Here is a 13,315-nt window from a genome sequence, read left to right on the forward strand (position 1 = left end):
CCCCTGTCTCCCCGATCGCGCTTCGCTGCCGCGAATCTCGCGAAGCATCCTACGGAGAGCAACGGTGTGCGGCGATACCCGGTCGGGAAAGCGCGCCCACACCGGGTACCCTGTTCCGCGAAGGGGCCTTAGCTCAGTTGGTAGAGCGCTGTCTTTGCATGGCAGATGTCAGGGGTTCGACTCCCCTAGGCTCCACTCCATCAGACCTCTCTGACCTGCGGAAACGCGGTTGGAGGGGTCTTTTTGTCCCGGTTTTCCGTGCTGGCGTGTCAGCGCGGCGGCGCTGACGAAGAGCCTTGCGGCTCCCTGTTCACGGGCTGCGGGGCGGCTCTTGTTCCCCCGGTGGATCCCCTGGACCCCGTGCAGCTCGTCCGATGCGCCCGCAGCCGCTGGGCGGTGGTGTACGTCGTGCGGCCCGGATCCGGGACAGCCGTACTTCTCAGGGAGGCGACCGGCCGGGGCGGCGGCGCGGTCGAGTTCACCGAGCCTGAGCCGCGGAAGGAGCCGAGGAACCTGGGCAAACTCATGTGCTCTGCTTCAGCGTTCCTCGGGGAAGGCGTCGCCGTACATCGGAAGGCCGCTCACCGACTGCTCCCGGGAGACCTCCTCTTCGATCACGTACCAGTCGCGTCCCGGTTGCGGGTTCGCCCCCTGGGCTCCACCGCATGAACCCCTCCGACCTGCGGGGACGCGGCCGGGAAGTCTATTTGTACGGTCTGTGTGGTCTGTGCGGTCCGTGCCGCGGTGCGGACCGGTGCGGCGGGCGGGGCCCGCCGTCACCGGCGGGCGGTGGCACCCGCGCGGAAGACCAGCAGCAGCGCGGCCGATCCGATGACGACGAGTACGCCGCCCGCGCCCGGCAGGCCGCCCAGGGTGCCCAGGACCGCGACGCCGAGCGCCGAGCCCGCCTGCCGGATGCCGTTGAGGGCGCCCTGGCCGGTCGCGGCCAGCTCGGCCGGCGCGGCGACGGCCATCTCCGCGGCGGCGCCGGGGATGGAGAGGGTGCCCGCGGCGGCGAGGGCGAGCTCGGCCGCGACGACCACGGCGAGCGGGGCGTGCCCGCCGCCGGCGAGGAGCAGCAGCGCCCCGGCCAGCGCGGTGGCCGACATTCCGGTCAGCAGCACCGGGCGGGCCCCGTGCCGGGCCACCAGGCGGCCGGTGAAGAAGGGCATCACGCACACCGGGAAGGTGAGCGGCAGCGACGCCAGGCCGGCCGCCAACGGGGAGAGCCCGTAGGCGTGCTGGAGCCGGACGGCGAGCAGGTACATCCCGCCGAAGTAGGCGAAGCAGGACACCGCGGCGGCCAGCATCGCGGCCCGCACCCGGGGCAGGGCCAGCAGTGTGGGCGGCAGTACGGGAGCGGCGGCGCGGCGTTCCACGGCGGTCAGCGCGGCGCCGGCGAGCAGCGCAGCGGCGATCGGCCCCCAGGCGTACGGCGCGGCCCAGCCCTCGATGCCGGCCTCGACCAGGCCGAAGGTGAGCGCGGCGAGTGCGGCGGTGGACAGCAGCAGCCCGGAGCGGTCCAGGGCGGTGCCCGCGGACCGGGCGGCCGGCGCCGGGAGCCGGCGGGCGAGCAGCAGGGCGGCGAGCGCGAGCGGCGGGTTGACGAGGAACACCAGCCGCCAGCCGCCGAGTTCGATCAGCCCGCCGCCCAGTACGGGCCCGGCGGCGGCGCCCAGGCCGCTCAGTGCGGCCCAGGCCCCGATGGCGCGGGTGCGCCGGGCGGGGTCCGGGTTGAGGGCGATCAGCAGCGCGAGCGAGGCGGGGACCAGCCCGGCGCCGGCGGCTCCCAGCAGGGCCCGTCCGGCGATCAGCGACCCGGCGTCGGGCGCCGCGGCGCACAGTACGGACAGCACGGCGAAGGCGCTGAGGGCGGTGACGTAGACCCGCCGCGCGCCCCACCGGTCGGCGAACACGCCTGCCGCGAGGAGCAGTCCGGCGAAGACCACGGTGTACGCGTCGACGGTCCAGGGGAGTGCGGCGGCGGCCGGGTGGAGGGAGTGCTGGAGGTCGGGGACGGCGACGTTGAGGACGGAGGTGTCCAGGAGGACGAGCAGGTTCCCGGCGGCGATCCCGGCGAAGGCGAGCCGGGACCGTACGGGCGCCGGCGGTGCGGCGGCGGCGCAGCGCGCCATGGCATCGGTGGTCATGGGGGAACGGTGGCCCGGCGGGCCGGGGTTCGGCGACGCCGCACTCTCGATGGCCCCATCGGAATGTCCGATGGCGGTGGCATGCTGGTGGGGTGGACTCCCGTTATCTGCGTGCCTTCGTCGCCGTCGCCGATCACGGCGGAATATCCGCCGCCGCCCAGGAGTTGGGCTATGCGCAGTCGAGTGTGAGCGCACAGCTCAAGCGCCTGGAGGCGGAGCTGGGCGCCGCCGTGCTGGTTCGCGCCGGCACGGGCGCGACGCTCACCGACGCCGGGCGCCGGCTGCTGCCGCACGCCCGTGAGGCGCTGGAGCTGGAGGAGCGGATGCGCCGGGCCGCGCTCGGCGACCGGCCCCGGCTGCGCATCGGCTCCCAGGAGTCGCTGGCGCACGCCTGGATGCCGGAGGTGCTGGCGGCGCTGGAGTACGGCGCCGGCGGTCCCGGTACGGACGTCGAGGTCGAGCTGACCGTCGGCAGCCGCAGCCTGGTGGAACGGGCCTTCGGCGCGGGCGAGTTGGACGTGACGTTCCAGTACGACAACGGGCGGCGGGCGGTCGGTCCGCACGTGGTCGTGGGCCATGACCGCACGATGCTGGTGGCGTCCTGCGGCCATCCCCTGGCCGGGAGCGCGCAGGTGACGCCGGATCAGCTGCTGGCGTACGACTTCCTGGTCGCCGAGCCGGGCTGCACCTCCGAGATGCTGGTGGACCGCTTCGGGCGCGACCTGCTCGCCGGGGCGCACCTCGCGATGATCACCGGCTCGCTGTCCGCGCTGCTGCGGCTGACCGGGCACGGCCGCGGTGTCTCGCTGCTGCCGGAGCTGGCGGTGGCGCGGGAGCTGGAGACGGGGGAGCTGGTCGCGCTGCGGCTGACCGAACCGCTCCGCCCGGTCAGCATCGTCGCCCAGTGGCGCCCCCGCCTCGGCCTCGCCGAGCGCCCGCTGCACGCCCTCCTCGACGTGGCCCGGCGCGCCGACCCGCTGCCGGCGGCCGGGCACCGGGCCGAGGCGTCCTGAGCGGCCGTACGCCGCGGGCCGCGCCCCCGTGGGGGAGCGCGGCCCGTGGCGGTACGGATCAGGCGGTGGAGCCGCCGCCCCGTTCGTCGTCGTCGGCCTCGGCCTGCTTGGCCTGGACCTCGGGGTCGAGCGGGGCGCCCTCGCTGCCGTCGACGGCGCTCAGATGGCCGCGCTCGCCGACCTCGGTGGGGGCCGGCGGCTCGACCAGCCAGTCCGGGTTGGCCTGCTTGTCCCACCACTTCCAGGCGGCGACCGCGCCGGCCACCACGATGCCCAGCAGCGCCAGCCGCTTGGCCGCCTTGCCGCAGGCCGCCCGCCGCTGCTGCTTCTTGTGGAGTTTCTCGATCTCCGCGGCGGTCACCTGGCCGCGGAGCGCGGCGAGCGCGGCGGTGCCGCGGGCGAGCGCCTCCTCGCGCACCGGCTCGGCCGCCGCGCGGGCGCTGTCCACGGCGTTCTCCAGCCGCGGGGCGGCGTAGTCGGCCGCCTGGCGGGCCGCCTTGCGGGTGCGGCAGGCGGCCCGGGTCGCCGCCTCGTCCACCTTGGGCGGCAGCGCGCCGCGGGCGTGCTCGATACGCGGGTACAGATGGGCGTCGTACTGGGAGCGGGCCTGGTGCGCCGCCTCGACCACCACGGGGGCCAGCCGCGTACGGGCCTCGTGGGCGTACTGGACAGCGGCGTCCTTGGCCGTACCGGCATAGGGAGCCACCACCTCCGCTGCGTGCCGCACGCTGTCCTTGGCGGTGCCGGTCGCGGCGCGCACGCTGTCCTTGCGGGTCACGGGGATCCTCCTCCTCGGCGGTGTGTCCGGGTAGCGGGGGCTGCTGCCCCGTTGCTGCTCTGTCGCCTGTCCACCCGATTGACGAGCATGCCCGCTCCGGCGTCGTACGGCATGTGTGAGCGGGCATCCGGGTCATTGGGGACCTTCCGGAACCTTGTGACGACCATGCCACGCTGCGCCGCATCCTGCGCGAGAAATGAGTACGAACACCGTCAAGAGGTGGCGGCCGGGCGCTCGGCGGGCGCTTCGTGCGAGGATCAGGGACCGTCAGTGAAGACTATGGAAGGTAGATCGTGGCTGAGCAGCTCTACGCCACCCTGAAGACGAACCAGGGCGACATCGAGATTCGGCTCCTGCCGAACCATGCCCCCAAGACGGTCAAGAACTTCGTCGAGCTCGCCAACGGCGAGCGGGAGTGGACCCACCCGGCGACCGGTAAGAAGTCCACCGACCGCCTCTACGACGGCACCGTCTTCCACCGGGTCATCAGCGGCTTCATGCTGCAGGGCGGTGACCCGCTGGGCAACGGCACCGGCGGCCCCGGTTACGAGTTCGCCGACGAGTTCCACCCCGACCTGGCGTTCAACAAGCCGTACCTGCTGGCCATGGCCAACGCCGGTCCGGGCACCAACGGCTCGCAGTTCTTCATCACCGTCTCGCCGACCGCGTGGCTGACCGGCAAGCACACCATCTTCGGCGAGGTCACCAACGACGCCAGCAAGAAGGTCGTGGATGCCATCGCCGGGACGCAGACCAACCCGCGCACCGACCGTCCGGTGAAGGACGTCGTCATCGAGTCGGTGGTCATCGAGACCCGCTGAGGCGCGTCTTGTGCCCCGGCGAGGTCCGGGGGAACCATTACGCCCCGTCCGGTCGTACACCGGGCGGGGCGGTGTGTTCACGCGCTCAGGCGAGAAAGAGGACAAGGGGACAAGGGGACATGGACCAGGTGCCAGGCAGCCCGCAGGAGCCGCAGGACGCGCACGGCCGCGACGGCCGCTCCGGCTGCTACCGCCATCCCGACCGGACGACCGGCATCTGCTGCACCCGCTGCGACCGGCCGATCTGCCCGGAGTGCATGGTCAGCGCCTCGGTCGGCTTCCAGTGCCCGGACTGCGTACGCAGCGGCGGCGGCACCGGCCACGCGCCGGGTGCGAGCGCGCCGCGCACGATAGCGGGCGGCACGGTCACCGCCGACCCCCGGCTGGTCACCAAGATCCTGCTGGGCGTCAACGCCGCCGTCCTCGTCGCGGTGCTGGCGGCCGGCAGCGGCCTGGTCGACCGGCTGGACATGCTCGGACTCGCCGTCGACCCGAGCAGCTACCACCTCGTCGGCGTCGCCCACGGCGAGTGGTACCGCCTGCTGACCGCGATCTTCCTGCATCAGCAGATCCCGCACATCGCCTTCAACATGCTCTCGCTGTGGTGGCTGGGCCCGCCCCTGGAGGCGGCGCTCGGCAGGCTCCGCTACCTCACCCTCTACCTACTCGCCGGCCTCGGCGGCAGCGCCCTGACGTATCTCCTCGCCGCGCAGAACCAGCCCTCGCTGGGGGCGTCCGGCGCGATCTTCGGGCTGCTGGGCGCGACGGCGGTGCTGATGCGCCGGCTGCGCTACGACATGAAGCCGGTGCTGATCCTGCTCGGCCTCAACCTGGCCTTCACGTTCCTGTGGCCGAACATCGCCTGGCAGGCGCATGTCGGCGGGCTGGTCGTGGGCGCCGCGGTGGCGTTCGGGATGGTGCACGCGCCGCGCGACCGCCGGACGCTGGTGCACGCCGGGACGTGTGTGCTGGCGCTGCTCGCGATCGTCGCGGTGGTGTGGGTACGGACCCTTCAGCTGGTGGGCTGAGAGCCCTACCCACACCACCGCGCCACGTTGTCCACAGTGCGTGGCGGATCTTGTGCATGCTGTGCGGAAGATCCTCCCGGACCCCGACGGTCTGCGTTTCCCCAGGAAGGACAGGGGGAGACGCGGTCCGCGGACGGCTACCGCCGGTCACACCGGCGTCAACCTCCCGAAGGTTATCCACAGATCTTCTGAAGTTTTCCCCGGCTGTGGATAACTGTGTGGATGGCCTTGGGTAGGGCTTGCGCTACTTCCACTGCGTGGAGATGCCGAAGCCCACCGCGATGAAGCCAAAGCCGCAGACGATGTTCCAGTTGCCCATCGCCTTGATCGGCAGATCGCCCTCGGACACGTAGAACAGCACGATCCACGCCAGGCCGATCAGGAACATCGCCAGCATCAGCGGCGCGACCCAGCCACGGCCTGAGTTCATCTTCAGGGCGGTGGTCTTCGCCGGCGGCGGCGTGAAGTCGTCCTTCTTGCGGATCCGTGACTTCGGCACGAGGAACTCTCCTGTCGATGTGCTGCTCCCCCGCTCTCCACGGCGAGCGGGCGGTGCCCCCATCCGTGCGGGGGCGGTACGGAACGGGAGCCAGGGTACGGACACGATGGGAACGGATTTCCTTCCCGGGCGTCCGTTAGCGTAGTGCTTCCGCGGCGTCGTAAGGAGTAAGGGTACGTTGAGCAATTCCGCTGACATCCCCGGGCGTCCGGCCCGCCCGCGGCTGCGGCCCGTCCGACTCCTCACCCTCGTCGTCTTCGCGCTCGCCGGGCTGCTGTTCTGGCTGAGCTTCGACACCGCCCGCGGCACCAACCTCCGCTCCGACGACTCGATGCTGCGGCTGTCCGACCTCATCCAGGAACGCAGCCACAAGAACGGGGCCCAGGACGGCCGCAACGCCGCCCTGCGCGCGGAGGTCGACGCGCTGGCCCGGCGCGAGACCAGCAGCGCCTCCACGACCGAGCAGACCAGGCTCAGGGAGCTGGAGAAGACCGCCGGCCTGGATCCGCTGTCCGGTCCGGGCCTGACCGTCACGCTCATGGACGCCCCGCCGAACGCCACCGCCAAGATCCCCGGCATCCCCGAGCCGCAGCCCAACGACCTGGTCATCCACCAGCAGGACCTCCAGGCCGTGGTGAACGCCCTGTGGCACGGCGGCGCCAAGGGCATCAGGGTCATGGACCAGCGGCTGATCTCCACCAGCGCCGTCCGCTGCGTCGGCAACACCCTGATCCTCCAGGGCCGCGTCTACTCACCGCCCTACAAGATCACCGCCGTTGGCGACCGCGACGCCCTCAACCGGGCGCTGACCGCGTCCCCCGCCATCCAGAACTACCTGCAGTACGTCAACGCCTACGGCCTCGGCTGGAAAGTCGACCAGCACGAGGCGGTGACTCTTCGCGGCTACTCCGGCACAGTGGATCTCCACTACGCACAGCCTGTGAAGCCGTAGCCCGCAGCCCGCGGGACGGCGGGGAGGGGCGGTCCGGATGACGGTGCGGTGGATCGTGCGGACGGGTAGCGAAATCTGCGTCACCGCCGGCACGCTGATCGTCCTCTTCGTCGCCTACCTCCTCTTCTGGACCGGCGTACGAGCCGACAGCGCGATGGCCGGCGAGATCGGCAGGCTCCAGGACCAGTGGTCGGCCGGCTCGGTCACCGCCCCCGCCGGCCGGCCCGCCAGCCCGCCCACCGCAGGCCCCCGCCCCTACGAGCCCGGAAAGTCCTTCGCCGTCATGTACATCCCGCGGCTCGGGGCGGACTGGGCCAAGCCCGTCCTGCAGGGCACCGCCACCGACGTCCTCCAGCGCGGCCTCGGCCACTACGACCGCACCGCCCGGCTCGGCGAGATCGGCAACTTCGCCGTCGCCGGCCACCGTCGCACCTACGGCGACCCCTTCAAGGACTTCCCCCAACTCCGCCCCGGAGACGCCGTCGTCCTCACCGACGGCACGACCTGGTTCACCTACCGCATCGACAACCGTCCCTATACGACGCTGCCCGGCGACATCGGCGTGATCGACCCCGTACCGCAGAAGTCCGGCTACCGGGGGCCCGGACGCTATCTGACCCTGACCACCTGCGAGCCGGAGTGGGGCCACAGCCACCGGCTGATCGCCTGGGCCCACCTGGATTCCACCCAACCCGTCGAGCAGGGAAGGCCGTCGGCTTTGACCGGCTGACCCACCTGCCCACAGCCTCTCCCCTTACTCTGGTGTCCAATCGACATCGTCAACGGGCATCGGCAAGGGGACAGCGACAGCATGTACGGCTGGATCTGGCGGCAGCTGCCGGGCAACACGTGGGTGAAGGCGCTGATTTCCCTGGTGCTCGTGCTGGCGGTCGTCTTCGTGCTCTTCCAGTGGGTCTTTCCGTGGGCGGAGCCGCTGCTCCCCTTCAATGACGTCACTGTCGACCAAGGGATGGCAGCCAACCGATGACCGCACGCATTCTCGTCGTCGACAACTACGACAGCTTCGTCTTCAACCTCGTCCAGTACCTCTACCAGCTCGGCGCCGAATGCGAGGTGCTCCGCAACGACGAGGTCGCCCCGCGCCACGCCCAGGACGGCTTCGACGGCGTGCTGCTCTCCCCCGGTCCGGGCACGCCCGAGCAGGCCGGGGTCTGCGTCGACATGGTCCGGCACTGCGCGGACACCGGCGTCCCGGTGTTCGGCGTGTGCCTGGGCCTGCAGTCGATGGCCGTCGCCTACGGCGGTGTGGTGGACCGGGCGCCCGAGCTGCTGCACGGCAAGACCTCGCCCGTCCTGCACGAGGGCGCCGGCGTCTTCGCCGGACTGCCGTCGCCCTTCACCGCGACCCGCTACCACTCCCTGGCCGTCGAGCCGGACACCGTCCCCGACGCGCTGGCGGTCACCGCCTGGACGGAGGCCGAGGACGCCCCCGGCGGCCGGATCATCATGGGCCTGCGGCACCGTGAACTCCCGGTGGAGGGCGTGCAGTTCCACCCCGAGTCGGTGCTGACGGAGTGGGGACACAGGATGCTCGCCAACTGGCTGGTGGAGTGCGGCGACGAGGGAGCGGTGGGGCGTTCGGCGGGGCTGGCCCCGGTGGTCGGCAAGGCCGGCGCGTGACCGCCCTGCGCCCCGAGCGTGACGGCAGATCCTCCGACCCGTACGAGCCGGAGCGGCCGTACGCGGCGCAGGATCCGTACGAGCCGGGAGCCCCTGACGGGCCCCCCGACGCGTTCGAGGCGGCGGTACGGCAGCTCAGCGACCCGCTGAACGACCCCCTGCCGGACCGGGCGGCGGCATCGCTGCCGGGACCGTACGAACCGGAGGAGCGGGCACCGCGGACCGACGAGGGGCCGGGCTCCCCCTGGTTCCGGCCGCACCACGAGCCGCCCGCCCAGAACCGGCCGCCGACCCAGCCCCAGCCCCGTCCGGCGGCCCGGCACCGGAAACCCACCCCCGAGGACACCCCACCCACCCCGCCCGCCCCGCGCCGTCCGCAGTCCTACGGCCCCGAGCGCGACGACTTCGGGCAGGTCAACGGCGGCCTGGGAAGCGGAGGTTACGCCGCACGGACCGAGCCGATACCTCCGCCGTTCACGGTCGCCGAGGCCCTGACGGCGCCGCTCCCCACGATCCCACCGCTGGTCCCGAAACCCGCCGCTCCCGCTGCTCCCGCCGCTCCCGGACCGCAGCGGGACGAGGAGACCATGGCCCTGCGCCAGGCGGAGGGTGACCGGGACGCCGTTTCACGTGAAACCGGCACCGCCGCGGTCGTTTCACGTGAAACCGGGACCGACCCGGCGCCGGAAGGCCGCGCGGCCCGCCGCAAGGCCGCTCAGCAGGCCGCCCGGCGAGGTGGCCGCCACGGCCGCCATGGAGTCGTGGCAGCCGAGGCCACCGCTGCCGCCACCGCGACGGCCGCCGAATCGCCCAAGGCCCCCATGACCCGGGTCGAGGCCCGCCGTGCCCAGCGCGCCGCCAAGGACAGCCCCAGCCTGATCGCCAGCCGCGCACTGGGCGAAGTGTTCATCACCCTCGGCGTGCTGATGCTGCTCTTCGTCACCTACCAGCTGTGGTGGACGAACGTGCGGGCCGACGAGGAGGCGGGCGGCGCCGCCAACACCCTGCAGCAGCAGTGGGACAAGGGCGGCGGCGAGAAGAAGAACCTCGCGGTCGGTGAGCGCTTCGGGATCATGTACATCCCCAAGCTCGACGTGAAGGCCCCGATCGCCGAGGGCATCGACAAGACCACGGTGCTGGACCACGGCATGATCGGCCACTACAACGCCAGCAGCGGGACCAAGACGGCGATGCCGTGGGACCCGAAGGGCAACTTCGCGGTCGCGGCCCACCGCAACACCCACGGTGAGCCGTTTCGGTACATCAACCGGCTCACCAAGGGCGACAAAATCGTCGTGGAGACGCAGAGCGCGTACTACACGTACGAGATGGAGAGCGTCCTCCCGCAGACGTCGCCCAGTAACACCAGCGTGATCGGTCCGGTACCGCCGGGTTCGGGATTCACCGGTCCGGGTCGCTACATCACCCTGACCACCTGCACACCGGAGTTCACCAGTACCTTTCGGTTGATCGTCTGGGGCAAGATGGTCGACGAGCGACCGCGGAGCAAGGGCAAACCGGAAGCGCTCGCCGGCTGAGCGAAACAAAAGAAGGGTGCGCCGCGGTGACTGCCAGCGGAATCGACCAGGACAGCGACCGGTCCGCGCGGTCGTCGAACCCGCGCCGGAGGTGGGCGGCCGTCGCCTCCGTCATCAGCGTCATCGGTGAGCTGCTGATCACGGCCGGCGTGATCCTGGGGCTGTTCGTCGCCTACTCGCTGTGGTGGACCAACGTCCTCGCCGACCGCGAGTCGCACAAGCAGAGCGACCAGGTCCGCAAGCACTGGGCGGCGCCGCCGCCCGCCGGCCCCAAGGGACCGGGGGAGCTGGACACCAAGGACGGCATCGGCTTCCTGCACGTACCGGCGATGGACAACGGCGAGGTGCTGGTCAAGAAGGGCACCGACACCGACGTCCTCAACGAAGGCGTCGCCGGCTACTACACCAAGCCGGTCAAGTCGGCGCTGCCGCAGGACACGAAGGGCAACTTCGCCCTCGCCGCGCACCGCGACGGTCACGGCGCCAAGTTCCACAACATCGACAAGCTCAAGGACGGCGATCCGATCGTCTTCGAGACGAAGGACACCTGGTACGTCTACAAGGTCTTCGCGACGCTGCCGCAGACCTCGAAGTACAACGTGACCGTCCTCGACAAGGTCCCCGCGGAGTCCGGCAAGCACACGGCGGGCCGCTACATCACGCTCACGACCTGCACCCCCGTCTACACCTCGGACTACCGCTACATCGTCTGGGGCGAGCTGGTCCGCACCCAGAAGGTCGACGCGGACCGCACGCCCCCCGAGGAACTCCGCTAGGACCCGCGCACCCGGCCCCACACGACAAAGCCCCGGCCGCCCTCCATGGGCTGCCGGGGCTCCGTCGTACGACGCGGTGCGGGCCGCTAGTTGTTCTTGCCTCCGAAGGCCCCGCCGAAGAACCCTCCGCCGTTGCCGTTGTCGCCCTGGCCACCGGCGGTGGTCAGCGTCACGGTGGTCGACGCGGGGTCCGCGGGGGTCCCGGGCTGCGGGTCCTGCGCCATGACCATGGCCTTGTCGTCCTGCGAACTACCGCCGGCGAACTGGATGTTGTTGAAGCCTGCCTGCTGCAGCGTCTTCTTCGCGTCCTTCACCTTCTGGCCGACCACGTTCGGCACCGGCGTCTGCGCCGCCGCCTTGCCGACCGTCAGCGTGACCGTGGAGTTCGGCGCCGCCTGGGTGTTGCCGTCCGGGCTCTCGCCGACGACCTTGCCGTTCTGCGACGGGTCGGTCACATTCCGGTCCGGCCCCCGCTGGACCGTGAAGCCCTGGTCCTGCAGCTGCTTGGTCGCGGCATTGACGTCCTGCCCCTTGACGTCCGGGACGGTCACCTTCGGGGTCGCCTGCGCGATGGTCAGCGTGATCTGGGTGTCCTTGGGCGCCTCGGACTGAGGGTCGGGGCTCTGTTCCGTGACGGTGCCAGGCTTGGCGTCCGAGACCTTCTGCTGCTGCTGGACGTTGGTGAAGCCCTTGCCGGCCAGAATCGTCTTGGCCTTGTCGAAGGTGTAGCCCGTCACATCCGGGACGGCGACCTTCACCGTGCCCGAGCACATCGTGACGGTGACCGTGCCGTCCTTGTCGATGTTCGAGTCGGCCGCCGGGTCCTGCTCGGTGACCTGGCCCTTCTTGGCGTTGTCGCAGGCTTTGCTGCCGCCCTTGACGACATTGAAGGAGCCGTTGTGGCCGAATTCCGTGGCCTCCGCCAGCGTCTTGCCGACGAGGTTCGGCACCGGGACCTTGGAGCCCTTGTTGCCGCCGCTGAACATCGCCTTGCCGATGAAGATGGCACCGACCAGGACGAGGATGGCCGCGAGGACCAGCAGGATCGTCGAGACGTTGCTCTTCTTCCGGCCGCCGCCCCGGCGCCGGTCGGTGCGCTCGTCGTAGCCGTAGCCCCCGTCGTCCGCGCTTATCGGCGGCATCATCGACGTCTTCGGGCCGCCCGGGTCCTGCGGGCGCAGCATCGTCGTGGGCTGGTCCTGGTCGTAGCCGACCGCACCCAGCGCCGCGGTCGCCGCGACCGGCTGGCCGTCCAGCGCCGCCTCGATGTCGGCGCGCATCTCGTCGGCCGACTGGTAGCGGTAGTCCGGGTCCTTGACCAGCGCCTTGAGGACGATGGCGTCCATCTCGGGCGAGATCTCGGGATCGAAGTTGCTGGGCTTCTGCGGCTCCTCCCGGACGTGCTGGTACGCCACCGCGACCGGTGAGTCGCCGACGAACGGTGGGCGCACGGTCAGCAGCTCGTAGAGCAGGCAGCCGGTGGAGTACAGGTCCGAGCGGGCGTCGACCTGCTCGCCCTTGGCCTGCTCCGGCGAGAGGTACTGCGCGGTACCGATCACCGCCGCGGTCTGCGTCATGGTCATCCCGGCGTCGCCCATGGCGCGGGCGATACCGAAGTCCATGACCTTGACCTGGCCGGTGCGGGTCAGCATGACGTTGGCGGGCTTGATGTCGCGGTGCACGATGCCGGCCCGGTGCGAGTACTCCAGCGCCTGCAGGACGCCGGTCGTCATCTCCAGCGACCGCTCGGGCAGCAGCTTCCGCCCGGAGTGCAGCAGCTCACGGAGCGTCGACCCGTCGACGTACTCCATGACGATGTACGGGATCGACACCCCGTCGACGTAGTCCTCGCCGGTGTCGTAGACCGCGACGATCGACGGATGGTTCAGCGAGGCGGCCGACTGGGCCTCACGGCGGAACCGGGCCTGGAAGGACGGGTCGCGGGCGAGGTCCACCCGCAGTGTCTTCACCGCTACGGTGCGGCCGAGGCGGGTGTCATGCGCGAGGTAGACCTCGGCCATGCCACCACGGCCGAGCACCGAGCCCAGCTCGTACCGGCCGCCGAGGCGACGCGGCTCTTCCATAAGCTTCTCCAGCCCTCTCCGTCAGTCCCGACCGC

At 71.3% G+C, this 13,315-nt stretch carries 13 protein-coding genes and 1 tRNA gene; 10 read left to right on the forward strand and 4 right to left on the reverse strand.

What is annotated here, in order from left to right; genetic code table 11:
- Positions 1 to 122: 122 nt before the first annotated feature.
- Positions 123 to 195 (forward strand) — tRNA-Ala (locus ACO1BR_RS03150).
- A gap of 581 nt (positions 196 to 776) precedes the next feature.
- Here the strand turns inward: ACO1BR_RS03150 and ACO1BR_RS03155 are convergent.
- Positions 777 to 2,150: an MFS transporter gene (locus ACO1BR_RS03155; RefSeq protein ID WP_426793473.1), complete on the reverse strand. Its 1,374-nt coding sequence runs from the start codon at positions 2,148 to 2,150 to the stop codon at positions 777 to 779.
- Between the two features lie 92 nt (positions 2,151 to 2,242).
- Here ACO1BR_RS03155 and ACO1BR_RS03160 point away from each other — a divergent pair, with 92 nt between their 5' ends.
- A complete protein-coding gene (locus ACO1BR_RS03160; RefSeq protein WP_426793474.1) occupies positions 2,243 to 3,163 on the forward strand; it encodes a LysR family transcriptional regulator in 921 nt (306 codons plus the stop codon).
- Positions 3,164 to 3,221: 58 nt separating this feature from the next.
- Here ACO1BR_RS03160 and ACO1BR_RS03165 read toward each other — a convergent pair whose 3' ends face one another.
- Positions 3,222 to 3,941 (reverse strand): DUF5324 family protein, encoded by a 720-nt coding sequence (locus tag ACO1BR_RS03165; protein WP_426793475.1) that lies wholly within the window; start codon positions 3,939 to 3,941, stop codon positions 3,222 to 3,224.
- A gap of 293 nt (positions 3,942 to 4,234) precedes the next feature.
- On the opposite strand from ACO1BR_RS03165, the gene ACO1BR_RS03170 reads away from it, so the two are divergent.
- On the forward strand, positions 4,235 to 4,762 hold the full coding sequence (locus tag ACO1BR_RS03170; protein WP_426793476.1) for a peptidylprolyl isomerase: 528 nt from the start codon (positions 4,235 to 4,237) through the stop codon (positions 4,760 to 4,762).
- A gap of 119 nt (positions 4,763 to 4,881) precedes the next feature.
- The gene (locus tag ACO1BR_RS03175) at positions 4,882 to 5,790 is read left to right on the forward strand and encodes a rhomboid family intramembrane serine protease (RefSeq protein ID WP_426793477.1); all 909 of its coding nucleotides are present in this window, start codon (positions 4,882 to 4,884) and stop codon (positions 5,788 to 5,790) included.
- A gap of 244 nt (positions 5,791 to 6,034) precedes the next feature.
- Here the strand turns inward: ACO1BR_RS03175 and crgA are convergent, their stop codons facing one another.
- The gene (gene crgA / locus ACO1BR_RS03180; RefSeq protein ID WP_043265204.1) at positions 6,035 to 6,289 is read right to left on the reverse strand and encodes a cell division protein CrgA; all 255 of its coding nucleotides are present in this window, start codon (positions 6,287 to 6,289) and stop codon (positions 6,035 to 6,037) included.
- Positions 6,290 to 6,467: 178 nt separating this feature from the next.
- Here crgA and ACO1BR_RS03185 point away from each other — a divergent pair, with 178 nt between their 5' ends.
- The 6 genes from ACO1BR_RS03185 to ACO1BR_RS03210 all read left to right on the forward strand — a co-directional run bounded on the left by ACO1BR_RS03185 (position 6,468) and on the right by ACO1BR_RS03210 (position 11,196).
- Positions 6,468 to 7,241 carry a DUF881 domain-containing protein gene (locus tag ACO1BR_RS03185; RefSeq protein ID WP_426793478.1) on the forward strand — a complete coding sequence of 258 codons (774 nt, stop codon included), beginning with the start codon at positions 6,468 to 6,470 and terminating at the stop codon, positions 7,239 to 7,241.
- Between the two features lie 37 nt (positions 7,242 to 7,278).
- Positions 7,279 to 7,971, forward strand: a complete 693-nt coding sequence (locus ACO1BR_RS03190; protein WP_426793479.1) for a class E sortase — start codon at positions 7,279 to 7,281, stop codon at positions 7,969 to 7,971.
- An 81-nt stretch (positions 7,972 to 8,052) separates the two neighbouring features.
- Positions 8,053 to 8,229, forward strand: a complete 177-nt coding sequence (locus tag ACO1BR_RS03195) for a hypothetical protein (RefSeq protein ID WP_201304759.1) — start codon at positions 8,053 to 8,055, stop codon at positions 8,227 to 8,229.
- Positions 8,226 to 8,882, forward strand: coding sequence for an aminodeoxychorismate/anthranilate synthase component II (locus ACO1BR_RS03200; RefSeq protein ID WP_159502823.1), 657 nt, complete (start codon positions 8,226 to 8,228; stop codon positions 8,880 to 8,882). The genes ACO1BR_RS03195 and ACO1BR_RS03200 overlap by 4 nt, the downstream gene beginning before the upstream one ends.
- Complete coding sequence (locus tag ACO1BR_RS03205) at positions 8,879 to 10,420, forward strand: class E sortase (protein WP_426793480.1); 1,542 nt, start codon at positions 8,879 to 8,881, stop codon at positions 10,418 to 10,420. The genes ACO1BR_RS03200 and ACO1BR_RS03205 overlap by 4 nt, the downstream gene beginning before the upstream one ends.
- Before the next feature lie 26 nt (positions 10,421 to 10,446).
- A complete protein-coding gene (locus ACO1BR_RS03210; protein WP_426793481.1) occupies positions 10,447 to 11,196 on the forward strand; it encodes a class E sortase in 750 nt (249 codons plus the stop codon).
- A gap of 86 nt (positions 11,197 to 11,282) precedes the next feature.
- On the opposite strand, the gene pknB is transcribed toward ACO1BR_RS03210, so the two are convergent.
- Complete coding sequence (gene pknB / locus ACO1BR_RS03215; RefSeq protein ID WP_426793482.1) at positions 11,283 to 13,280, reverse strand: Stk1 family PASTA domain-containing Ser/Thr kinase; 1,998 nt, start codon at positions 13,278 to 13,280, stop codon at positions 11,283 to 11,285.
- Positions 13,281 to 13,315 lie beyond the last annotated feature (35 nt).

Origin of the sequence: Streptomyces sp. YGL11-2, from assembly GCF_050054615.1 — a bacterium.
Taxonomy (GTDB): domain Bacteria; phylum Actinomycetota; class Actinomycetes; order Streptomycetales; family Streptomycetaceae; genus Streptomyces.

Bases quoted from the DNA above. Each gene is read 5' to 3' on its own strand.
- ACO1BR_RS03195 (WP_201304759.1), top strand. From the start codon at position 8,053: ATGTACGGCTGGATCTGGCGGCAGCTGCCGGGCAACACGTGGGTGAAG.
- ACO1BR_RS03190 (WP_426793479.1), top strand. From the start codon at position 7,279: ATGACGGTGCGGTGGATCGTGCGGACGGGTAGCGAAATCTGCGTCACC.
- ACO1BR_RS03155 (WP_426793473.1), bottom strand. From the start codon at position 2,150: ATGACCACCGATGCCATGGCGCGCTGCGCCGCCGCCGCACCGCCGGCG.
- ACO1BR_RS03200 (WP_159502823.1), top strand. From the start codon at position 8,226: ATGACCGCACGCATTCTCGTCGTCGACAACTACGACAGCTTCGTCTTC.
- ACO1BR_RS03175 (WP_426793477.1), top strand. From the start codon at position 4,882: ATGGACCAGGTGCCAGGCAGCCCGCAGGAGCCGCAGGACGCGCACGGC.
- pknB (WP_426793482.1), bottom strand. From the start codon at position 13,280: ATGGAAGAGCCGCGTCGCCTCGGCGGCCGGTACGAGCTGGGCTCGGTG.